The organism is Fibrobacter sp. UWH1, from assembly GCF_002210365.1.
GTDB lineage: Bacteria > Fibrobacterota > Fibrobacteria > Fibrobacterales > Fibrobacteraceae > Fibrobacter.
In genome coordinates this window covers 37,556-60,403 of the sequence record NZ_MWQG01000016.1, presented here as the reverse complement: position 1 = coordinate 60,403, position 22,848 = coordinate 37,556, and the positions used below count along the sequence as shown (strand labels likewise).

Below are 22,848 nucleotides of genomic sequence, written 5' to 3'. Positions count from 1 at the left end.
ACAAGATAAAATTATTTCTTCTTGCGTGATTTGAAGTCTTCGATAATCGGTCTGATGATCGAGGCTAGATTCATTGCCGTTCCGATAAGAATCAGGGCTGATGCTGCATGAAGGCCGATTCCCGGTTCTACCTTAAGTAGGGGAATGCCCATGGCTGCGTTTAGTTTACTTAGCTGGGCGACAAAGGCCCACGAGGCGACCATGGTAAGCATGCCGATTGTGATGGAGCCTAGCGGGGTAATCAAGGCGAACGCTGCTGCCAGGACCGCTCCGACTAATAAGGCGTAAAGTACTGGCATGGTAGGTAACTTTGGAAACTCGGGTATGGTCTCCTTGAACTTGTCCATAGCCTTGGGATTACCAGCCTGCATTTTCTTCAGGGTGCCAAGAGCCGGTTCTTTCAGTTCTTGTTCCAGGTCGAGACCTGTGGCAAGCTCATAGAGGGTCGGCTCTGCGATGACCTTGTCGTCATTGCAGGATACGTTAGCCATAGGCATCAGAAAGGCAAGGATCACCAGCAGGTAGGGGATGGCTGTGATCTTCTTGAAGAATCTCATCTCTCTGCTGTTGCGAGTTTCAGACTTTGTCATTTACTACCTGCGAAAGGTGTCCAGGAGGTTTCTCCGCCTAGAGCGTTATTCATGGTCTTTTCGGGTTCGGTTGCGGCGGGGGCTGCATCGACTTCGCGCATATCGAAGATGCTTCTGGAAAATGCGCAACGGAAACCGATTGCGTCAGACCAGTAACGGGGGTCTTCATCATCGCGTTCGGTCAGGTTCAGAACGGATTCCTTGTCTTTCCAGGAACCACCCTTGTAAACCTTGTTGGAGCCCATCATGGAACCGGTGGGGTTAGAATCTTCAACCCAGAACGAGAACATGGAGTAGCTGTCGAGAGTCCATTCTGCCACGTTACCGGACATGTCGTAGAGTCCCCATTGATTGGGCTTCTTGGAACTGACCGGCTGGGGACCGTAGTCAAAACTGCTCTTGCCTTTCTTGTAGGAATTGTCGCGATAGACAGCATAGATGTTCACGTTGGGATTTTCATCTAGATTCCACAGGGAGCCTTCGTTGTTGTCGGCTCGGCCTGCAAATTCCCACTGGGCTTCAGTGGGCAGGTCACCACCAATAGCCTGGCAGAACTTGCGGGCGTCTTCCCAGTTGATGTTGTGTACCGGTTTGCGGGGGGCCAGGAAGGTGGAACGGTCTTCAATTCTCTGGGTGGAGTCGATCTTGGCCATGACTTCCTTGAACATCTGCTGCGTCACTTCAGTGGTGTGGATGGCGAAAGGAGACATGCTAACGACTTTGCCGTAATAACGAAAGGCCCCCGAGTCAATGAGTGCCACGGAGCCACGGATCTTGTCTCTGATAATGCGGGGAGCGTTGGCGTTGACTTCTAGATGGAAGCCTTCGTCGGCCTTGGCGGTTTCAACCTTGCGTTCCTCGCTGATTTCCTGAGGAGGAGGTTCTATGGGGCGGTTGAGCCAGTCCTGGACTTCGGTCATATCGAAGATGTAGCCCGGCAGTTCAAAACTACCGTGGCTGGGCAGGATGTTCTTATCTATTTCCAGTTCCAGCTTTGAGTAGCGATACTGGTAGCGACCTTTGAGCAGGCCTTCCTGGTAATGCCAGACGGGCTTGTTGTTTTCGAGGGTGATGATGGCGCGGACGCTGGCGCCTGCAACGATCATGGCGTAAAGAGAATCGGGAGTGTATCCGTCTACATAGCCGTTCCAGGAAACGTCGTAACGTTCATGGTCCTTGCCCAGAAAAACTCGGATGCCCACGACGGCCTTTTCGTTTGTTGCAGGGTCAATTCCGTAAACCGGTTCCATTTTCGAAGGGATCATGGCTCCTCGAAGAGGGAGGGCCTGCAGGCTGTCCAGCTTACGACGGAGGGCCTTGTTTACCAGTCTAGCGGGACCCATCTTGCTGGAACGCCATAAGTCTAGAGCTTCAAGACGCTTCTGCTTGAATCTTACCATGTAGTCGTGGTAGGGCTGTTCGTCTTCGGCGATGTTCAAGGTCAGGGGACGCCTGGGGGTGGGGTAAATCTTTGAAAATTCGTTTGTGTCTACCAGGTCTACGTTACGCTGCAGTTCGTATGTGAGCTTATCGTACAGGTATTCAGTCTGTTCCAGAGTCCTGGCTGCGGCAACGCTATCTAGGGTGACGGTTGTCTTGGGCGGATTGATGGCTGTGGTATCAACTGCGATCAATTCCGGTTTCAGTTCCACAACACTTCCGCTAGGAACATAAACGGCGTCTACATAGGGGAGGTAGTCCGGAGCGCTAAAGGCGAAGGCGTACATACCCGGCTTGACAGGGTAGATTCTGGAAGGTACCGAGTCCACCATCTTGATGGTGATGGATGTGGTCTGCAGGTCCTTTATTGGAGAGCTGATATTGATTACGCCGGGAAGGTCCGTTTCCTTGAGCATCTGCCAGCGGTCATTCTTGCGGAAGAACAGCTTGGGGACGCGGGGAGAGTATATGTATTCCTTGTCAAAGTAGATGTCTGATTCATCCTGGAATGCCTTGGTGTTGGAAGAACCGTAAAAACGCATACCGATGACTTCGGAGGATTTCAGGTAATTTTCCTTAAGGCTGAAAGCGTGGAGTCGGGTAAAGTTGTTGACATCCAGCTGACCAGAGAACCAGTGGTATTCCTTGGGACCCTTTTTCTGACGGAGGTAGATGGTGTTGGACTTAAGAGGAATGGTCGGCGTTTCAGAAATGGAGAGCCCGCCTTCACGCACGATGGGCATGTCTGCCACTTCATGCATTCCTACGCCTTTCTTGAACAGGTTGGGAGCAATCTTGTAGTTGCGGTCACTGTCTGCCATGGAGAGTGCTGGGAGCAGCATCAAGAGCGGCAAACAGCGGGCGCACAGGTGTGAAAACTTCATATTTTCTCCTCTAATCAAAGCTCTTTTAGAGATGTTCTAAAACATCGCAATTTTATTACATAAAAATAACTTTTTTGTGTAAAATCATAAAATGAGAGCTCTAATTTCTATTCATTAATGCCCATTTCCAACAAATGTCCGCCTTCAGATCCGCCTACGGGGCCCAATTCCACCTTCCAGTCGGCCAGACGGATAATGTCGGGGTGGTGCTCGATGACGATTACCGTGTCGCCACGGGCAGAAAGTCTGCGTAGCAGGTTCCATAGAATCTGGATATCTTTTAGGTGGAGGCCGGTGGTGGGTTCGTCTAACAGGTACACCATTTCGGTGGCGGGACGTTTGGCCAGTTCCGCTGCCAGTTTTAGGCGTTGTGACTCGCCGCCGCTGAGGGTGGTTACGGGCTGTCCTAACTTGACGTAGGGTAAGCCCACATCACGGAGGCATTCCAGCTTGGGCAAAATCTTGGGTTGGTCCTTGAAGAATTCACAGGCTTCAACCACGCGCATGTCCAGGACGTCGGCGATGTTCTTCCCCTTGAAAGTGACGGTTAGGGTTTCCTGGTTGTAACGCTTGCCACCGCAAACTTCGCAGGGTTCCCAGATGTCTGAAAGGAAGTGCATTTCTACGGAGATGGCGCCTCGCCCTTCGCAGGCTTCGCAGCGGCCTCTGGCCAGGTTATAGCTGAATCGGCCATAGTCAAAGCCCTTGACCTTGGACTGTTCCAGCTTGGCGAACAGTTTGCGGATATCGTCGAATACGCCGGTAAAGCTGGCGGGGGTACTGCGGGGAGTGCCCGAAATGGGGCTCTGGTCTACCAGAAGTACTTCCCCAGTTTGCTTTTTCTTTCCGCGGGCCTGGAATTTTTTCTTGAGGGCGGGGTAAATCTCGTCCATGACCAGGGAACTCTTGCCGGAACCGGAAACTCCGCAGACTACGCTGACGGCGCTCTTGGGGAACTTTACGGAAAGGTTCTTGAGGTTGTTGTGGCAGAGACTGCTAAATGTATAGAATTCCGTGGAGTCGGTAATGCGGATGGGGGCCACTTCGTTGGCCACGGGGGTTTGGTGGGTTAGGAACTTTACGGTTTCACTGCGGGGGAATTGCTGCAGGGCGTAAGGCTTGGCCAGCAAGGTGGGGGAACCTTCGGCTACCACTTCGCCACCGAAGTCGCCTGCGCCAGGACCCATATCGATAATGTGGTCGGCGGCTTCCATCATCTTCTGGTCGTGTTCAACAACCACCAATGTGTTGCCCAGGTCGCGGAGTCGGTACAAGGTGTCTAGCAGTTTTGCGGTGTCACTTTCGTGAAGACCGACGGTGGGTTCGTCCAGAACGTATAGCACACCTTCTAGGCCGCTGCCGATCTGGCTTGCTAGGCGGATACGCTGGGATTCGCCACCGCTCAGGGTGTCGCCGGCGCGGTCCAGGCCGATGTATCCCAGACCCACAGATTTCAGGAAGTCCAGGCGGCCGATGATTTCGCGGAGCAAGGGCTCTGCTACGGTGCGCTTGCCTTCGGCGTTCTTGTCGTTGTCGAAGTTCACGTTGGCGAACCAGTCACGGGCATTGGCGATACTCATGTGATGAACGTCCATGATGTTCTTGCCGTTGATTCGTACGGCAAGATATTCCGGCTTTAGACGTTCTCCATGGCAGCTGGGGCATTCCTTGGGGGAGTCCTTCTTGCCGTCTTTTAGGTAACCAAGGCCAAGGCAGGTTTCGCAGGCACCCCAGTGGGTGTTGAAACTGAAGAACTTGGGATTCAGGGCGCTGTCCATGTACCAGCCGCATTCAGGGCAACCCGGTTTTTCGCTGGCGGAAAGACGTTCTTCCCCTTCGCAGTCCATGTACAGGATGCCGTTCCCGTCGCGGTAAGCCCTTTCAAAGGCTTCGACCAGTCGGGCTCGGTTATCTTCCTTGACGACAACCTGGTCCACAATGGCCAGCACCTGTTTTTCGCGGGTGGGAATCTTGGGCAGCGGCAATTCTACCAGCTGGTCGCCCATGTACACCTTGCGGTATCCCTTTTCTGTCAAAATTTTTGAAAGTTTCAGGATGTCCTTTACCTGGAAGGGGGCGAGGACGGTAACCATCTTGTTCAGGTCGCGGCTGAAGGCCAATTGGATCAAGTCGCCGGCGGCATAGGAATCCACGGGCTTGCCGCAATGGAGGCAGTGGGGCGTTCCTGCCCGGGACCAGAAAATACGGAAGTAATCGTAGATTTCGGTGAGGGTGGCCACGGTGCTGCGAGGGCTCTTGCTGGCGCTTTTCTGGTCGATGGCGATGGCGGGGGCGAGACCTGTAATGGAATCGATGCTTCCGCGGTCGGGGCGGCCCAGGAATCGTCGGGCGTAAGTGCTGAGGGTTTCCACAAAGCGACGCTGGCCTTCGTTGAACAAAGTATGGAATGCCAGGCTGGATTTTCCGGAGCCGCTAACGCCTGTTACCACCGTCAGTTTGTGGCGGGGAATGGTAACGTCAATGTTCTTGAGGTTGTGCTTGCGGGCGCCTCGAACTTCGATGTCAAGGGAAGGGCCGTCAACTCCCGCCTTCTTGGCGGCTGCGTTATAGATGGCGCGGTTTTCGGCAACGGCTCCCATCTGGCTGACAGGAACGTTCTCGCCGTGTTTTTTTGCCAGTACCGGAGCCAGGTAGCGGCCTGTTTCTGACTTCTTGCATTTGGCGATTTGTTCCGGTGTGCCGGTGGCGATAATCTTTCCGCCGTGAATGCCTGCATCGGGGCCCAGGTCGATAATCCAGTCGGCGCACTTGATTACGTCAAGATTGTGTTCGATAATGATGACGCTGTTGCCCAGGCTGCGCAAGCGGTTCAGACATTCCATGAGCTTGCGGATGTCTTCGAAATGGAGACCTGTGGTCGGTTCGTCTAACAGATAAAGGGTCTTGCCGGTACCGGGCCTGCGCAGTTCAGAAGCGATCTTGATACGTTGTGCTTCGCCGCCGCTCAAGGTTGTGGAGGGCTGTCCTAAGGTCAGGTAACCAAGGCCCACTTCGCAAAGCAGATTCAGCGGCTGGGCGATTTTGGAAATGTCCTTGAAAAATTCTGCGGCTTCGCTGATGCTCATGTCTAGAATTTCGGAAACATTCTTGCCCTTATAATAAACTTCGCGGGTGGCGTCATTAAAACGCTTGCCGTTACAGACTTCGCAGGTCACCTGGACAGAAGGCAGAATGTGCATGTCCACTACTTTTACGCCGGCACCTTCGCAGGCATCGCAGCGGCCGCCTTTCACGTTAAAGCTGAATCGGCTCTTGCTGTAACCGCGGATCTTGCTTTCTTCCATGCTGGCGAAAAGGTCGCGGATGTCGTCCCAGATTTTTGTGTAGGTGGCAGGATTGCTGCGGGGGGTGCGGCCAATGGGTGTCTGGTCGATTTCAATGACCTTGTCGATATTTTCGAGGCCTTCCATGTGGTCGAACTTTCCCACAGGTTCTTCGGAGTTGAAGAATACGCGGGCCAGTTCACGACGCAAAATCTGATTAACCAAGGTGCTCTTGCCGGAACCCGAAACGCCGGTTACCACCGTGAGGGCGCCGTCCAGCGGAAATTCCACATCGATGTTTTTCAGATTGTTCTCGGCGGCTCCGCACACCTTCAGTTTCGGGGTGTCCTTGGTAATTTTCTTCCGTTCTGCAGGAATCTCGATTGCCTTACGTCCGCTCAGGTATGCGCCTGTGAGAGAAGCTTTATTCTTTTCTAGTTCATCAACGGTTCCTGCGGCGATGATTCGTCCGCCTTCTACACCGGCGCCGGGGCCCACGTCAATGACGCAATCGGCGTGACGCATGGTGTCTTCGTCGTGTTCCACCACAATCAGGCTGTTGCCCTGGGCTCTCAAATGTTCCAGCATTCCCAGCAGCTTGTCGTTGTCGCGGGGGTGCAAACCGATACTGGGTTCGTCAAGAACGTACAGCACACCTTGAAGCCCGGCGCCCACAGCACTGGCCAGGCGAATTCGCTGTGCCTCGCCGCCGCTCAAGGTAGAGGCCTTGCGAGAAATGTTCAGGTAACCAAGACCCACCGCATTCAAGAAACTCAGACGGCCGCGAATCTCCTTCAGCACTTCCTTGCCGATTCGCAATTCCTTTTCGCTCAACTTCAAATTGTCGAAAAATTCTACAGACTTTTCTACAGACCAGTCGGTCAGTTCCGTAATGTTATGACCGTGAAAATCTACGGCGTTGGCGATGGGGTTAATGCGGGTGCCCTTGCATTCGGGGCAGACTCCAATTTCCATGAACTTGCGGAAGTGGAAAATATGCCACATGTCCCACAGTTCCTGCATGATGCTGATGACGCCTCGTTCGCTGCCGCTAGGAGTGCCGTACAGAATGGCATCCTGCTGTTCCTTTTTCAGCTTGTTCCAAGGCGTGTCAAACGTAAACTTCATTTCGTTGGCGATGGTTCGCAAGTTGCGCCAGCCGAAATCGCTAAAGATGATATTGCCATCGTCCTTCTTCTGGCAGGCTAGGGCTCCCTGCTTCAAGGACAATGTCTTGTCGGGAACTACCAGATTTACGTCGAACTTGCAGCTTTCTCCGAGACCGCGGCAAGCGGGGCATTGCCCCTTGGGATCGTTAAAACTGAAGAATCGCGGTTCCAGTTCCGGGATGGAGATGTTGCACTTGGGGCAAGCTAGCAGCGTACCCTGCAGGCGGTATTCCTCGGCGCCGTTCGCACCAGAAACTTCTGCAGAACCCGTTGCACCGGTAGCACCGAACAAGAAACTCACCAGTTTACCTTCGGTCAACTTTAACGCCCCTTCCAGGGCTTCGCGGAGGCGGCTCATGTTCTTGCGTTCTAGAACTAGGCGGTCAATCACCGCTTCGATGGTATGCTTCTCGTATCGCACCAATTGCGGCACTTCTTCAATTCTATAAATCACCCCGTCTACACGGGCGCGAACAAAGCCCTTCTCCTTAAGCTCTGCCAGCTCCTTGCGGTATTCGCCCTTACGTTCCTGTACAATGGGGGCCATGACTGTCAGCTGTTTTCCTTCGTCCCCGGCATAGAGATTATCAACAATCTGGTCTACCGTTTGCGCCTGGATTACGCGTCCACACTTAGGGCAATGAGGCACGCCAAGGCGTGCAAAAAGTAGGCGGTAATGGTCCAGGATTTCTACCACTGTTCCCACGGTACTACGTGGGTTTCGGTTCACCGTTTTCTGGTCGATGCTGATGGTGGGAGAAATGCCGCGGACACTTTCCACTTCGGGGCGCTTCATCCGTCCAATAAACTGGCGGGCATAAGCTGAAAGGGATTCCACGAAACGACGCTGCCCTTCCTGGAACACCGTATCGAAGGCCAGGCTGGATTTTCCCGAGCCCGAAACGCCGGTGACGACTACGATGGAGTCGCGGGGAATGGATAGACTTACATGTCGGAGGTTATGCTCGTGAGCGTCGCGGATGTCGATGGACTTTGTCATACCTCAAATATAGTGAACATTTGAATAGAAATCAATGACTTGTGGGCTAAATAAGCCATATTGGATAATGGAAATTGAAGACTTGATGGATCATTTTAATTGTTTGAATGTATCATTAGTATTATGGATAATGTAGAGCAGAACAACGAACGTGAAATGCTGGAGCTGGTCTTGCAGGCGACGGCGTCTTCTTACGTGTCGATGCATATCTTGAACATGCTGGACTTTACCTTTGAACCGGTTAAGACCACGCCGAATATTGATGCCATTATTCAAAAATTCGGTAATCAAGATATTCGAAGACTCCTTCCCTTTGTTCTGGGTATTTTGACAGACCCGATTTCTAGGAACGAGGTGTCACTGTTTAGTGATATTGAAACCTTAGATGAAAGGTTGAAGGACGTCAATCAGATTGCTCTTGAGTTTCTTAGCTGTACCATGGGTTGGTGCCGTTGTCGATTTATTGCGGTGACCAGGCAGGCTAACGGACTTCTGGAAAAGGTTCTGTGTGTTGTAGAAAATATCGACCAGACCCGAAGGGAAAGCTACCTGCAGGTAGGAATCATCAACGTTCTGGCTGAAAACTTTACCAATATCTTTACCGTAAATGCCAAAACCCGTGAGGCTCGAACCTTCCGATATTCTGAAAAGGCCGTGGGTGTTCAGCAGACCATACAGAATGCTCCCCTTTACGAAAACATTATGGGGGCTTACATCCAGAACAATGTCTATGAAGCAGATCGAGAAGACATGCTTAAGACATGCGAGTTCAGCAACCTGGTAAGAGTGATGCGTGAGGAGGGAACATTCTCCTATCATTATCGTATGGTGTTGAATGGGGAACCGCACTTCTACCTGTTCAAGGCGGTTCGACTTGGCAACGCCGAAAATTTTGAAGTGATTGTCATCGGTGTCGCTTGTGAAGACGAAGCAAAGAAGCAAGAGGCTTTGCTAGAAGAGTCCTTGAGAGTTGCAGAACAAGCCAACAAATCCAAGAGTACCTTCCTCTTCAACATGAGCCACGATATCCGAACGCCCATGAATGCCATTCTGGGTTTTGCAAACCTCTTGGAAAAACATAGCGACGATCCTGAATTGATCAAATCCTATGCCAATAAGATCAAGGGCGCTGGGTCCTATCTGCTGAACCTCATTAATGAAGTTCTTGAAATGGCGCGAATCGAAAGCGGAGCCACATCCGTGAACGAAAAACCGACAAATCTTTTCGACATTGCGTCGCAGATTAGAGCGGTCTTTGATGAAGAATATCGCAAGAAAAAGATTGTGGTGACAGATGAAATTTATCCCGATCATCCTTACGTTCTTTGCGATATGACCAAGATTCAGGGAATTCTGCTGAATGTGATCAGCAATGCCGTCAAGTATACTCCCGAAGGGGGCCGTATCAGGATTTCTGTCAGGGATTACCCCCATGAACAGGAAGGGATCCGCCTGTTTGAAACTATTGTGGAAGATTCAGGAATTGGAATTTCCGAGGATTTTATTCCTCATATTTTTGATAGTTTCTCTCGCGAAAAGAGCGTTACCGAAAACCGTATTTTGGGCACTGGCCTGGGAATGGGCATTACCAAGAAATTGGTTGACCTGATGAACGGATCCATCAACGTAGAAAGTCAATTAGGTAAGGGTACAAAAATATCGATCAAGGTACCTCTAAAGGTTATTGATAAATTTGAATGCTCGCAGAAAGAAAATGCAGACCTTGATGTATCTCGCCTAAAGGGAATGCGAATTCTTGTGGCTGAAGATAACGAACTGAACCGTGAAATTGCCGGTGAGCTGTTGCATGAAATGGGCTTCGAAGTTGATTTTGTAGAAGACGGAGTCAAGTGCGTTTCTGTTGTTCAGAACCTAGAGCCTTTTAATTACGATTTTATCTTGATGGATGTTCAGATGCCTCATATGGATGGCGTCGAGGCGACCCGACGTATCCGCAATATGACGAATCCTGCCAGGGCGAGCATCCCCATTATCGCTATGACCGCAAATGTCTTTGACGAAGACCGTAAAAAAGCCTATGATGCGGGTATGAACGGCTTTACCTCAAAACCCATTGAGTTGGATAAACTCTACAGAGAAATCGTAAGAGTTCTGGGCAAGTAAAAAATGAGGCTGGATTACCACCAGTCCTCATCATCGTCGTCATCTGAAGTTGTGTTGGCGGCAGTATTTACTGCTGGAATAGAACTTGCTGCAACGGGAGTGTGGGTTTCTGAGCTATCGGCTTCTTCGCTGTTGGTTGCGGTGTTGCCTGATTCCTCGTCGTTTTGCACTTCGTTATTCGTATCTTCGTCGTTGTCTTCTGTACTGGAAGTTTCTTGAGATTTCTCCGCTTCTCTTAGGGCACGGATTCTGGCAGCCTCGATTTTTTTACGGCGTCTTTCCCGGATTTTGGCCTTGACGAATTTCTTTGCCTTGTTGGCTTCTTCTATCTGGACTTCGCTGACGGTAGAGTCGGCCTTGGCTTGATCAACTTGTTCTATGGTGGACCTGGCGTTCTGACCAAAGTCTGGCTTGATGTTTCCTGAAATGGCGTGTACGCAGAAAATGATGAATAGGGTGGCTACCACGTAGAATACTAAGCTGTGTCTGTGGGGAATGTTTTCTGCATTCCTGCTTCTCTTGGTGGTAAAGATGTTCATGAATTCTGTAATCACGTCTAGGAACAGACTTTGGTGTTTGGCGTTGACTTCACGGCATCGCTTGTTCCAAACGAAACCGTCTAGGATGAGGGAGGCGAATACGGCGATGGGAATGACCCAGGTGGCTTTAGAATAATTGATGAATAGGGTGGTGAAGAGAACTGCCAAAGCGATCTTGATGCAGTTTAGGAACGCTACGAAATTTCGGTAGAAATCAGGAATGGAGGAGTCTGATTCTCGACGTAGAGCCCATTCTAATGTTGTGAGAGTGACTGTAAGAAATCCTAGAACCGCAATGACTCCTAAAATGGCGAAGTATAGGATTTCCATGGTGAAGCAGTAACCTACGGCGTTGGCGTCGCAGACGGCTCCAGTATTCTGGAAGATTAGTTTTCCCGTAGCATCGACAGTGTGCAGGAATACATAGGCCAGAACCATGAAGATGCTGAACAGAATGGCAAATAGCTTTAACAAAAGGGTGGAACCCTTTTCTTCTTTAATGAACACTCCGACTACCTCCAAACAGGTTTGTTTCAATGATAGCAAAAATACATATGAAATGTGATTTTTATCACTAGTTTATGCAAAACAAAAGTAATTTGTAAGAAATGGAGCCTAGGGGATGGATGTCAGATATAAGTTGCCAGATGTTAGATACAAGATGTGAGTTGTCATAATCGCGCCGGAGGCGCTAGAGATAGATATGAGTTATTAGATATGAGATATTGGATGTTTGGTATGAAACTGCTAACTATAAACGAATTGATGAATTCAATTAATTCATATTTCGTATTTCATAATTGAAAAAAGCCCGCAGTCGAGAAACTGCAGACTTCTTTAATCTTTCAGCTATGCGCTTTAAGCTAACTACACGTTGAAGCGGAACAGCATGATGTCGCCGTCTTGCACCACGTATTCCTTACCTTCGGTGCGGAGCACGCCTGCTTCCTTGGCGGCGTTCCAGCTGCCGTACTTTTCGAAGTCGGCGAAGGAGAGGGTTTCTGCACGGATGAAGCCGCGTTCGAAGTCGGAGTGGATGACTCCTGCGCACTGGGGAGCCTTGAAGCCAGCTTCAAAAGTCCATGCACGGCATTCCTTTTCGCCTGCGGTAAGGAAGGTACGGAGGCCGAGAATTTCGTAACCCTTACGGACAACGGCGTCCAAACCGGATTCCTGGAGACCCAGATCCTTCAGGAATTCCACCTTGTCGGCGGGATCCATCTGAGAAAGTTCTTCTTCGATCTTGCCGCTGATCATGATGACTTCGTGACCGTTCTTGGAGGCGTAATCCTTGAGGGCGTCCACGTAGGCGTTGCCGGTCAGGATGTCGTCTTCCTTCACGTTGGCACAATAGAACAGGGGCTTTGCTGTGAGGAGTGCCAGATCCTTGATGACCTGGTCCATTTCTTCGCTGTCGCCGATGAGACCGCGGGCGGCCTTACCTTCCTGGAAGGCGTCGCGGAGCTTTTCGCAAGCGGCCAGACGTGCCTTGGCTTCGGCACCGCCCATACGGGCGTTCTTGGCTTCGGTGGCCAGGCGTTTTTCAACGGATTCCAAATCCTTCAGGATCAGTTCGGTTTCGATGATTTCAACATCGCGGACCGGATCCACGGAACCATGGACGTGAACGATGTCGCCGTCGTCGAAGCAACGAATCACTTCCATGATAGCCTGGCATTCACGGATGTGGGTCAGGAACTGGTTGCCAAGGCCTTCACCCTGGGCGGCGCCCTTTACGAGACCTGCGATATCGACGAATTCGGTAACGGCGGGAACGATAGACTTGGGATTATAAACTTTTACCAGGGCGTCCAGACGTGCGTCGGGAACGTTCACCATACCTACGTTGGGATCGATGGTGCAGAAGGGGTAGTTGGCGGCTTCGGCGCCGGCGTTGGTGATTGCGTTAAAGATGGTGCTCTTGCCCACGTTGGGAAGACCTACGATACCACATTTAAAACCCATGATAATCTCCGTTTATAACTGCCGGAATGTTCCGGCTTAATTTTTTGCGATGTAAAGTTAGTAAAAAGGGGATGCCGAGAGGTGGTTAAAAAGCTAAATTTGCGGGCCGAAAAAGGTGATGTATGGCTACTGCTAAAAATATGGATTTGCTCTCGGGCTCGATTTGGGATAAGATCCTGAAGTTTGCCGTGCCCTTGGCTGCCAGTTCCATTTTCCAGCAACTTTTTAATTCTGCCGATGTGGCAGTTGTGGGTAAGTTCGCTGGCGATGCGGCCCTTGCCGCGGTGGGTGCCAATACCTTCGTCATCAACCTCATGGTGAACCTTTTCGTGGGCCTCTCTATCGGGGCCAACGTGGTGGTGGCCAACGCTCTTGGAGAACGCAGCTCCCGATCTGTTTCGCGAGGGGTTCACACCGCGGTGGCTGTTTCCGTGGTTTGCGGTATCCTGCTTGCCTTGATAGGGTTGTTCTTTGCCCGACCGATTCTTACGGCAATTTCTACTCCGTTAGACATCCTCGATGATGCCGTTTTGTATTTCCGGATTTATTTCGTGGGTATGCCCTTCATCATGCTGTACAATTTCTGTGCGGCGTTGCTCCGTAGCAAGGGGGATACCAAACGGCCCTTTTATGTGCTTCTGGTGGCCGGTGCCATTAACCTGCTTTTGAACATTGTGTTCGTGGTGGGGCTCCACATGGATGTGGATGGGGTGGCTATCGCAACGGTCATTTCCAACGTGATTAGTTCTGTTACGTTGTTGTATTTTTTGAAGACGGAAACGGGACCTTTCAGATTCCAATTCTGGAAACTTAGGGTGACTCCCTTTGTGCTCAGCCGCATGATCCGTATCGGGTTGCCGGCGGGTGTGCAGGGAGCGGTATTCTCCTTCAGCAATGTGTGTATCCAGTCGGCGATAAACACCTTGGGTTCTACGGCGGTGGCGGCTTCGGCGGTGGCCATGAATCCGGAGCTGATTGTGTATTTCTGGCTCAATTCCTTCGGCCATGCCTGCGTTACTTTCGTGGGACAGAATTACGGCGCCCGCAACTTGGATCGTATCCGCAAGACGGTTCGCTGGACCTTGTTGCTGTCGGGACTTTCCACTTTTACCCTTGGTGCCTTGGTTAGCATTTTTTATCACCCGATTCTTTCCATTTTTACCAATGACGAAAGTATTGTGGAAACGGGAGCCTTCCGCGTGTATATCGTAATTGGTCTGGAATTCATCAACGTGCTTATTGATGTGTGCTCCGGAGCCTTGCGTGGCATGGGCAAGTCCATGTTGCCTGCGCTAATTTGCGTGTTCGGTATTTGCGGTGTGCGTATTTTTTGGGTGTTCGCCATGTTCCCCAAGTTCGGTACTTTTGCCTCCCTTATGGTGTGCTATCCCTTGAGCTGGATCACTACGGGGACGATTTTAGTGCTTGTATACCTGCGTTTTATAAGGAAAACCAGACTAGAGTGGTCTAAGGATAAATAGGCAGTTTTATATATTTCTCCTTGATGAAGAAATTTATACTCACCGCATTTTCGGCCTTTATGGGCCTGACCGCCTGTGTATACGAGCCCGAACAATTTGACGGAGACTCGGGTAAGAAGTCGTCTACGGCAACTTCCGATATTGGAAATCTGTACCCTATTAACGAGGGAAAGCAAATCTGTAACGCCTCTGTTTCGCAGGATACCGTCAATTATCCAGGTTCCATGTTGTGGCTGAACTTTGGTGGCAAGCTGAACGTGATTGCGCCGGACTCCCAGTATACGACTTCAGGTGTGGTGCAGCACGACCGTCTTACGGTTTCCGATACGTCCAATACGGTTCGCTGGTACTTGATGCGTGATACCGCTGCAGGTGAATGCCAGTTTCAGGACCCCGAATGGAGTACCCATGCTAACTTTATCGTAGCTCTCCGCGCTTACGACAAGAGCGGTAGCAAGTCTTGCGAAAATCTAGATTACGGCATCTTTGCCGCCCGTATGCAAGACAAGAAAAAGTTCTGGTTCTACGAAAAGAATATCGGCGAATTTGCAACGCCCCATGTGTGGGTCTCTCCGGATGCCGTGGTAGATACTACTGCTGATGCATCTACGATAAAGGGATTCTTTGGCACCGACGATGTGCGTCTTGTCTATGTCAATGGCAACAACGAAATCGTATTTGTAGATCTGTCTTCTGGTGATTTGAAGAAGGCAGTTTCTAAGGCCAAGACCTTGAAGAAGCCCGCTGGTGTGGATGGCTGGATGATGGATAGCCCCCTGATTTCTCCGGATGGTCGCTTTGTCGTTTATAACGTAGTGAATTCTTCTATGAATGGTTGGAATTCCTATGTGCAGGAATTGTCTGAAGATTCTAAGCCTATCCAGATTCCTGTGACTGAAGGTATGATGGGTTCTCCCGCCCAACCTCATTGGTTCAAGTACGGAGAACGTGTTTTCGTGACTTGGGCAGAGTTCCCCCAGGGTGCTCAGTTTGTGAACAAGAATGACTTGACCGATGTTTCTGCCCAGGATGGTTCCGCAGGCCGTACAGCCATGCGCGAGGTTTCCTTGAATGCAGGCGCTCCTGCAGACTTGCAGATTTTGTGGGGTAATGACATTTACGAATTGACTTCGGTTCCCATGATTGGCGGTCGTTCTCCTGATGGCTACTTCCTGACTACAGGAACGAACCGTGCCTATGTCTTGCAGCTTCCGTAAGGGTTCCCTATGAAGATGAATTACAGAAACATTTGCGGAATGGCTTTTGCCGTGGTGGCGGGAATTGCCGCCTTTGGTCTTGGTTTTAGTGGACCTGTAGAAGTTGCTACCCCTTGGGAGTCCATTGGCGGTTGCGGTGCTGGCGGTTCTGGCGGCGGCTCCGGTGATGGTATCAAGTGGATTGGCCAGGGAGTATCTGGTGGCTATCTTGAAACGGAAGTTTTTACCAAATATAATGTGGGACAGAACTTCTCCGGCATGACTGTGTCCCCTCACTTTTCCATTAAACCCACCTGGTCAACTAAGTTGGGTGTGACGGTTCCCTGGATGAGCCATCAGGGTGAAGTCCAGTATCGTAGCAACCAGATTCCGACGGACCGTACCACGGGTGGTATGGGTGACGTTTCCTTTGACTTTAGCAAGACGATTGGTAGTGGTGGTGCCGCTTCCCTAAGTGCAAGTCTTACGATTCCTACGGGGCAGTACGACATCAAGCGCGGTACCGATGCTTCTGAGGAAATTCTGCCTAGCAGTTTCCAGAAGGGTTCTGGCCTATACAGTCTGACCCTGGGCTGGGATTATAGCCGTGATACCGACAAGGGCATCTGGCTTTATGGTTTGAGTTATACTCATCCTTTTGCCATGCATCCCTTCTCCGGCGAAAATGAATTTAACGATACCTATTGGAAGGATCTGGATCATAGCGGAAAACGTTTTGATTATCGATTCAAGTTCTACGGTGAAAACGATCTGGGCGCCTATACACCGCCCTCTGTTGGAGGCTCTGTTGCCTATGGTTATCGTGGTCGCCCGGGAATTGTGCAGTCCTTCGGTATGAGTTTCTCTGTGCCTCTGGGCGTTGCCTGGATTTCTTCTGAAAAGGCAGGAACTTATGATCCTCGTCCCGATCCGGATCATCAGGCGTGGTCTGTGGCTTTTGCTTACGGCATTGAATTTTCGAACTCGGATTTCCCGGTGTATATCGGATTCTCCCTGCCGCTCCATGACAAGAGCAATGCTGCCGATCCCAAGGATGAATACGACGAGAGCCCTATGAAAAAGTGGGACGCCCCTGACTGGGATGACTTTGGACAGCAATGGACTATTGCTGTAGGCATTAAAGGAAGTTTCTTCTAAAAGACGCAAGGCAAACTTGCAAAACACCGATTTACAAAAGTCCGCGCAAATGCTCGGGCTTTTTTTGTGTGAAAAAGTAAATTGCCTACCCAGAAATTTCTGAGTATTAAATGCCCCGATATTTTTGAATTACGCAAGGGGGGAGTGCCCCCCTTGCATCATCTTACGCGCGTGGGTGTGTTTTTTTGAAGGCTTCGCGGAGGCGTTCTGCGCTAACGTGGGTGTAAACCTGGGTTGTGCTGATGCTTTCGTGCCCCAGCATTTCCTTGACGCTCATGATTTCGGCTCCGTTTTCCAGAAGGTGGGTGGCGAAACTGTGTCGCAATACGTGCGGGCTGGCCTTGCCTTCCCATCCGATGTCACGGAGCAAATCGTGAATGTCCTTGCGTAAGATTACCACATGGATGGCGCCGCCGTTCTTGGACTGGAATACAAATCCCGTAGGGGTAGGGGACATCCCGTTTTCAATTTCGGCTTGTTTGAACATTCCGATGTATTTGAGCAGAGATTCTGTGATGGGGACGATTCGTTCCTTGCTACCCTTACCGATGACGCGTACCGTATGCTCTGTTTCTGAAATCTGGTTCCAGTGCAAACTTTGACATTCGGAAATTCGCAGGCCGGAACCGTAAATCAGTTCCAATAAAAAACGGGCGCGAACTTGTTTGTAAGTCGGATTTTCAAGTTCAGGAAACTTGGTTTCGTCTAGATCTTTCTGACTCAGAAAATTTACCAGGCGTTTGGGCTTCTTGGGCATGGGCACATTTCCGGCAGGATTGGTCTTGAGGACCATGGAACGTACTAAGTATTTGCCGAAGCTTTTTAGGGCTGCGAGGTGTTCGCAGATGCTGGCGGGGGCTAGCCCCTGCTTCTGTTTCATGTCCCAGACGAACCCCTTGACGTTTATTTCTGTAAAGTCTTCTAGGGTAAGGTTTGCGTTTTTACCATTGGCGTCCAGGAACGTGCGAAATTTTTCTAGGGAATGACCGTAGGTTTCGACGGTCATCTTGGCGAACTTGCGCTGGTTTTCCAGATAATCCAAGAATTTGACGAAGTAATCCGAGAGGTTCATGCCCTTGTTGTCCTAATGATCCCATTAAAGTGAGAAGTTCTTTGTCCGCGACACAAAAATAATCTATCTTGTGTGTCAAGTTATGGCAATGGCAAAAAAATATTCGTTCCGTGGTCTGGTTAGTGCTCTCCTGGTTGTATTGGGGGCGGTTTATTCCTATGCTGCGGATCGTGTCGTTGGGGCCAATGCCTCCCTGGATGTGGAGCCCGGAGCTCGTTCTGCGGCGTTGGGTTCTGCGACTATGGCTGTGGATGGCGACTACCTGGGTCTGCTTTCCAATCCGTACCAACTGGCCGACATGAATTATGCCTGGGGCAGTTTCTCCCATACGGAGTACTACGAAGATACCAAGTATGATTTCGCTTCTGCCACCATGCCCCTAGGGAATGGTCTTGGCCTGGGTGTGGCTTTTGCCCGCTATGGCGCAGATGACATTCCTTACATCAAGGATGGGGAACCGCTGCCTGAAGGTTCGGACTACAATACCCTTTCTATTGCCGACTACGTCTTTTCTGTTTCTGTGGGTAAGCGCCTGACGGATAGGCTTTCTCTTGGTGTAAGTTTCCATGGTCTGTACCGCGAACTGGACCAGACGGGCTACGGCTTCCGTGGTGACGCGGGACTCCGTTACCGGGTTGTAGACAACTTTGTTCTGTCTGGACTTTTAAAAGGATGGACTTCTTCGGCGGCCTCCTGGGAATCCGGAGAATTCGAATACAGTGCGCCTGAACTCTACCTGGCTGCCAGCTATGGCATTGACGTGCCTTACCTGTATGGCAAGCTGAACTTCTATTGGCAGGGGGCAGGACTTCTGCATCATGAAGCTCGCGAAATGGATTTTAACGAAGATAATGACGGCGATGGCCGTATCTGGGATGATCCTCTGGCTTGGCTCTCAGGTGGTCGCGGCGGTCTGGAATTTACCTTTGACTTCGGTCTTTCGTTGCGTGCAGGTCTTAGCAGCTTTACCACCTTCCAGAGTGTAACTGCTGGTGCAGGTCTTACAATTGCCAAGTTCCTTAAGGTGGACTACGCCTTTGAATCCCACCCGGTGCTTTCTCCTGTGCATCGAGTCAGCTTCAGCTTCAGCCCCTACCTGTTCTCTAGGAAGCCTAAGGACGGAACTCCCGAAGCCCAGATTCGCAAGCGCGCGGTCCTGACCGAGGAACCGGATGATTTTGTAGATGGTGCCGATGACGTGGAAGGTGCTGCCAGTGCTGAATCCTTGGCGGCGGAATCTGCGGGAACTGCAGTCGCTTCCGAGTCTCAGGGGGCGGGACTGACTGAAAAATCGTCGGAAGTATCTGGGCAAACTGCCGAGGAATCGTCTGCAGAAAAGCTTACAGAAAAAAGAGCTGGCGTTGAATCAAGGCCTGTTTTTGTAGAAACGGACGACGAAATTCTCGAATAGAGGGGTTCTAGGTATCATTTTTTTAGTGAGTTAGCTCACGGGCGTTTAAATTTTAGGTTATATTTTCTGTCATGCCTCAGTTAAAGAATTATCGCGAAGTTGGAATTTTTGATTTGATCTCGGCCCCCTTGAATCCTATAGGGGCTTTTGACGCCGAACAATTCAAGAAAGACGTTCGTGCTCTCCTGGACCAGAAGAAGGATGAGCGGTTCCTTGCTGTGGATTTGACTGGCCTTGATTTCGTCTACAGCGATGCCTACAACGCCTTTATCCAGTTCCAGCAGGAAATGGCTTCCAATGGCGGTATGTTTGCAGTCCTTACTAGCAACCAGGTTATTGTAGATGGTCTGAAGAAGGCCGGTCTCGACAAGACAATCCGCGTTTTCGCCTTCGAAGCCGACATGATGTCCTTCTCCTTGCATAAGGATGTTCCCGAGGCTGATGCTGAACCGGTGGAAATGCTGGCCAAGCCCGCCCCTGTGGCTTCCCAGAACAATATTTCTCATATCGAGGTGCCCAGGACCGCTCCCCTGGATCGTCACACTGGCCCTCACCGTCGCTTTACCAAGAGCTTCAATGCTATTGTCAAGGACGATAAGGATAAGCCCAAGAAAGGTCTCGATGTTCCTTTCGATGATGAACCGTCTTCCGCAAAGACTGTGGTGATTGTGGTTCTCCTTATGCTGGCTGCCATTGGCGGTACCCTGGCTTTCTTTACCTTCTAGTTGGCTCTAGTTTAAGATGGCCGCTGACTTTCAAGAGTACAAGGGCAAGCAAAAGCCTATAAACTCTACCCACAAGTTTCCTCTGTTGCGACTGCTGCTGATTGCCGTGGCCGCCTTCTTTGTGTACTGGTCTGGCCTGGTGACGAAAATTGCCGACACCCTTTCCCAGATCGGCAACGAGAGTGAACCGGCGGAGCTGAGTTGGGATGAGAAATGTTTGGCCTATGGCGGTACATCCTTCAATTTGGAACGCGGCCTGGGACAGTGCTCCTGGGTGATTGACGATTCTACTGAAGTCAGTCGTCTGCCCAATTCCTTCCTGCGCTATGTGTCGCAGCTCCGCCATTCTTCCAAATCAAAATTGCACTGGATCGCTTCCCGCAAGAATTTTAGTGATGCTTCTCTGGTTGTTCACGACGATAGTACTCAGTCGATTTTTTTGCGTTACATGAAACCCGATTCCAGTTTTGTCTGGATTAACAAGGCCACCGGCTGCCGTTATCCGGGGGTGTGCCCCCGTCAGCCCTTGAAGTGGTCTGCTCTCCCCATTACCGAGGACTTCGACTTCGAAGGTCAGGAATCTCTGCTGGGAATGGACGTGTTCCGTGGTATTGGCGAGGCTCCTGTTCACCCGGTGCTTTCGGGTAAGGTCTTGGGAACGGGCAAGGATTCCCTGGGCTATTTCGTGGATATCGACCATGGCTACAATGTGATGAGTAGGACGTCTGGTCTAGGATCCCTAAACGATGAGGTCAAGGTCGGGAGCGAGGTATTCTTTGAAACCCGGTTGGGCAGTCTTCCTCCCCAGGATAGTGCAACCTTCTTTTTGACGGTTCGTCAGAACGGTCTGTTTGTTCGTTGGACGGACTTTTATGAGGCAACCCATCCCGTCCAGGATGAACATATTCGTGCTTTCGTGAAGAGTTTGGGTTTTTAGTTTATGAAGTGGTTGCGTTCGACAAAAATGTTGTTTGTAACCCTGTGTGCCATTTGGGTGCTGGGGTTCTATGTGGGTTGTGAAAAGGATACGGATGGCCCCCTGTCTGCAACCTACAGTGACGATGTCTTTGCGGGCAAGGGCTATTTCCTTTCGGCGTCCCTGGATTCCGGTAAGGCGATTCATCTGGTGGGGGATACCCTTTATTTGCAACTTGGAAAAATGTGGACTTTTTCTAATTGTGCATTAAAGTCTATCAATCTTGGTTTTTCTCGTACTGATTCTGTGGGCTGGATTAAGCCTGATATCGACATCCTGGTTACAGACAAGGATTGTTCCGCCCCCTACTACAGACCCGATACGCTCATTAAGCAGATTGTTCGCGATGAGGATGTTCGCGGGGTCGGTATGCTCAAGGTGCAGAACGATGCTGACTCCGTTTTGGATTCCATTCTGGTTCGTCGCGGATCGCTTTCCAAGGATACGTTCTTTATTTACATGGATTCCAGTTTTGCCGACGCCCACAATTATCCGCTACGTACCAAGGGCAAGGATAAGCTGGGGCAGCCGACCATCATTCGTGTACTGGATTCCCTGACGCCTCGCGAATTTTATTGGCGTGCCATGAAATCGACTTGTACCTACCGCATCGACATGTGCAAGAACGTGGTGCCTGATACAATCTATCCCACCAGCTGGAATTTGTCTGATACTAACTTGGTGCCGGTGCATTACGCCTGTGCCGATACGGATTCCGTGTACTGCACCAAGAACAAGTGGGAAAACGATTCCACGGATCTTGGGGAACTTCAGGTACGCCCTGATACCATATGGCATTACAGCACTTACTATATGGAAAAGATCCCCAAGTGCGGAACCTTCGCCGCCTTTGCCACGGCCTACTATGGAGTGGGTCAGCGAGTCCGTTTTATTAGACAGTTGTTTAGCCCTGGGGAAGACGAAACGTTTTGCGGACCTTCTACCGGGAGTCAGTGGATGCTGTATAATTTGTCTGGAAACAAGATTGTGGTGGATTCCCTGGGTCGACTGGATAGTCTGATTAAGGTCTGGAAGAATGCCGATGTTGCTCCTGATACCCTGATCGTGGATTCCGCCGCTTCAAAAAAGTAGGCTTTAGATGATCGAATATTCTTTTGCGGCAGAGATTGCCGAATCTGACAAGGAAGTTGTTCTTAATTCGAGAATTTATACGGACTGGCTTGCGGCTTCCGAAAAGAAGTTCAAGGTGACCAAGGTCCATTTTGCTTCTGTGGATTTTCTGAGAAAGGGCCGTCAACCTTTATTTATAAAGCTGGAGGCTGCTGCTTTCTTGCCGGATGGACGTCCGGTTCACGGGATCGTACTGGTGCGCGGTAATGCAGTGGGCGTTCTGATTGTGCTCCGCTGCGAAGGTAAGCCTTACCTGCTGTTGGTTCGTCAGCCCCGTTTTGCAATTTCGGAACAGGATTCTCTTGAAATTCCTGCAGGCATTCTGGACTGGACTGGGGATTACCGCAAGGTGGCCCTGTCTGAACTGGAAGAAGAAGCCCAGATCAAGGCAGACGATTCTGAACTGATTGACTTGATGGACTTCTGGTATAAGGGCAAGAGCGAAGGCTTTGCGGCCAGTTGCGGACTTCTGGACGAACGTATCCGCCTGTATGCCATTGAACGCGAGGTCACTCCCGAACAGCTGAAGGCCATGGACGGAAAGGACCAGCAGTATACCGAAGAAATCGAATGGATCCGTACTGAAGTTCTGCCTTACGAAGAGGCTGCCCATCAATTTATCGACGGTAAGAACTTTATCGCCATGTTCCTGTACGAACGTTGGCTGAAATCTCAGGGCCGAGAGGTTTAGCGTATAGCGTAA

General features: G+C 50.6%; 15 protein-coding genes. 9 read left to right on the top strand and 6 right to left on the bottom strand.

Translation table 11 applies throughout. The features are described from left to right. Positions 1-11: 11 nt before the first annotated feature. The 3 genes from B7992_RS08960 to uvrA all read right to left on the bottom strand — a co-directional run bounded on the left by B7992_RS08960 (position 12) and on the right by uvrA (position 8,367). Positions 12-590, bottom strand: a complete 579-nt coding sequence (locus B7992_RS08960; RefSeq protein ID WP_088666090.1) for a hypothetical protein — start codon at positions 588-590, stop codon at positions 12-14. Further along, positions 587-2,914, bottom strand: a complete 2,328-nt coding sequence (locus B7992_RS08955; protein WP_073233599.1) for an SUMF1/EgtB/PvdO family nonheme iron enzyme — start codon at positions 2,912-2,914, stop codon at positions 587-589. Before B7992_RS08955 ends, B7992_RS08960 begins: the two co-directional genes overlap by 4 nt. 107 nt (positions 2,915-3,021) lie before the next feature. Then, on the bottom strand, positions 3,022-8,367 hold the full coding sequence (gene uvrA / locus B7992_RS08950; RefSeq protein ID WP_088666089.1) for an excinuclease ABC subunit UvrA: 5,346 nt from the start codon (positions 8,365-8,367) through the stop codon (positions 3,022-3,024). Between the two features lie 123 nt (positions 8,368-8,490). Between uvrA and B7992_RS08945 the strand changes: the two genes are divergently transcribed. Next, positions 8,491-10,491, top strand: coding sequence for a response regulator (locus tag B7992_RS08945; RefSeq protein ID WP_139258144.1), 2,001 nt, complete (start codon positions 8,491-8,493; stop codon positions 10,489-10,491). 14 nt (positions 10,492-10,505) lie between these two features. On the opposite strand, the gene B7992_RS08940 is transcribed toward B7992_RS08945, so the two are convergent. Together B7992_RS08940 and ychF are read right to left on the bottom strand one after the other, a co-directional pair. Continuing rightward, positions 10,506-11,537, bottom strand: coding sequence for a hypothetical protein (locus B7992_RS08940; protein WP_088666088.1), 1,032 nt, complete (start codon positions 11,535-11,537; stop codon positions 10,506-10,508). 360 nt (positions 11,538-11,897) lie between these two features. Further along, on the bottom strand, positions 11,898-12,995 hold the full coding sequence (ychF, locus tag B7992_RS08935; RefSeq protein ID WP_073155757.1) for a redox-regulated ATPase YchF: 1,098 nt from the start codon (positions 12,993-12,995) through the stop codon (positions 11,898-11,900). Between the two features lie 122 nt (positions 12,996-13,117). Here ychF and B7992_RS08930 point away from each other — a divergent pair, with 122 nt between their 5' ends. From B7992_RS08930 to B7992_RS08920, 3 genes are read left to right on the top strand one after another with little or no spacing between them, the layout of a single operon-like run. After that, positions 13,118-14,476, top strand: a complete 1,359-nt coding sequence (locus B7992_RS08930; protein ID WP_088666087.1) for an MATE family efflux transporter — start codon at positions 13,118-13,120, stop codon at positions 14,474-14,476. Between the two features lie 23 nt (positions 14,477-14,499). Beyond that, a complete protein-coding gene (locus B7992_RS08925; RefSeq protein WP_073155763.1) occupies positions 14,500-15,693 on the top strand; it encodes a hypothetical protein in 1,194 nt (397 codons plus the stop codon). 9 nt (positions 15,694-15,702) lie between these two features. Then, positions 15,703-16,830, top strand: a complete 1,128-nt coding sequence (locus tag B7992_RS08920; RefSeq protein ID WP_073155766.1) for a hypothetical protein — start codon at positions 15,703-15,705, stop codon at positions 16,828-16,830. A 163-nt stretch (positions 16,831-16,993) separates the two neighbouring features. On the opposite strand, the gene B7992_RS08915 is transcribed toward B7992_RS08920, so the two are convergent. Then, positions 16,994-17,902, bottom strand: coding sequence for a tyrosine-type recombinase/integrase (locus B7992_RS08915; RefSeq protein ID WP_073155769.1), 909 nt, complete (start codon positions 17,900-17,902; stop codon positions 16,994-16,996). Between the two features lie 82 nt (positions 17,903-17,984). Here B7992_RS08915 and B7992_RS08910 point away from each other — a divergent pair, with 82 nt between their 5' ends. From B7992_RS08910 to B7992_RS08890, 5 genes are all read left to right on the top strand, one after another. Then, positions 17,985-19,313, top strand: a complete 1,329-nt coding sequence (locus B7992_RS08910; protein WP_088666086.1) for a hypothetical protein — start codon at positions 17,985-17,987, stop codon at positions 19,311-19,313. 71 nt (positions 19,314-19,384) lie between these two features. Further along, a complete protein-coding gene (locus B7992_RS08905) occupies positions 19,385-20,038 on the top strand; it encodes an STAS domain-containing protein (protein ID WP_073155774.1) in 654 nt (217 codons plus the stop codon). Positions 20,039-20,054: 16 nt separating this feature from the next. Next, on the top strand, positions 20,055-20,975 hold the full coding sequence (locus B7992_RS08900) for a M23 family metallopeptidase (RefSeq protein ID WP_073155777.1): 921 nt from the start codon (positions 20,055-20,057) through the stop codon (positions 20,973-20,975). A gap of 3 nt (positions 20,976-20,978) precedes the next feature. Continuing rightward, positions 20,979-22,106 (top strand): hypothetical protein, encoded by a 1,128-nt coding sequence (locus tag B7992_RS08895; protein WP_141100421.1) that lies wholly within the window; start codon positions 20,979-20,981, stop codon positions 22,104-22,106. 7 nt (positions 22,107-22,113) lie between these two features. Continuing rightward, positions 22,114-22,836, top strand: coding sequence for an NUDIX domain-containing protein (locus B7992_RS08890; protein ID WP_088666084.1), 723 nt, complete (start codon positions 22,114-22,116; stop codon positions 22,834-22,836). The last annotated feature ends 12 nt before the right edge of the window (positions 22,837-22,848 follow it).

What these genes read in the sequence shown, in the direction of transcription:
- B7992_RS08960 (WP_088666090.1), bottom strand. Translation starts at nt 590, where the DNA reads ATGACAAAGTCTGAAACTCGCAACAGCAGAGAGATGAGATTCTTCAAG.
- B7992_RS08955 (WP_073233599.1), bottom strand. Translation starts at nt 2,914, where the DNA reads ATGAAGTTTTCACACCTGTGCGCCCGCTGTTTGCCGCTCTTGATGCTG.
- uvrA (WP_088666089.1), bottom strand. Translation starts at nt 8,367, where the DNA reads ATGACAAAGTCCATCGACATCCGCGACGCTCACGAGCATAACCTCCGA.
- B7992_RS08945 (WP_139258144.1), top strand. Translation starts at nt 8,491, where the DNA reads ATGGATAATGTAGAGCAGAACAACGAACGTGAAATGCTGGAGCTGGTC.
- ychF (WP_073155757.1), bottom strand. Translation starts at nt 12,995, where the DNA reads ATGGGTTTTAAATGTGGTATCGTAGGTCTTCCCAACGTGGGCAAGAGC.
- B7992_RS08930 (WP_088666087.1), top strand. Translation starts at nt 13,118, where the DNA reads ATGGCTACTGCTAAAAATATGGATTTGCTCTCGGGCTCGATTTGGGAT.
- B7992_RS08925 (WP_073155763.1), top strand. Translation starts at nt 14,500, where the DNA reads ATGAAGAAATTTATACTCACCGCATTTTCGGCCTTTATGGGCCTGACC.
- B7992_RS08920 (WP_073155766.1), top strand. Translation starts at nt 15,703, where the DNA reads ATGAAGATGAATTACAGAAACATTTGCGGAATGGCTTTTGCCGTGGTG.
- B7992_RS08915 (WP_073155769.1), bottom strand. Translation starts at nt 17,902, where the DNA reads ATGAACCTCTCGGATTACTTCGTCAAATTCTTGGATTATCTGGAAAAC.
- B7992_RS08910 (WP_088666086.1), top strand. Translation starts at nt 17,985, where the DNA reads ATGGCAATGGCAAAAAAATATTCGTTCCGTGGTCTGGTTAGTGCTCTC.
- B7992_RS08905 (WP_073155774.1), top strand. Translation starts at nt 19,385, where the DNA reads ATGCCTCAGTTAAAGAATTATCGCGAAGTTGGAATTTTTGATTTGATC.
- B7992_RS08900 (WP_073155777.1), top strand. Translation starts at nt 20,055, where the DNA reads ATGGCCGCTGACTTTCAAGAGTACAAGGGCAAGCAAAAGCCTATAAAC.
- B7992_RS08895 (WP_141100421.1), top strand. Translation starts at nt 20,979, where the DNA reads ATGAAGTGGTTGCGTTCGACAAAAATGTTGTTTGTAACCCTGTGTGCC.
- B7992_RS08890 (WP_088666084.1), top strand. Translation starts at nt 22,114, where the DNA reads ATGATCGAATATTCTTTTGCGGCAGAGATTGCCGAATCTGACAAGGAA.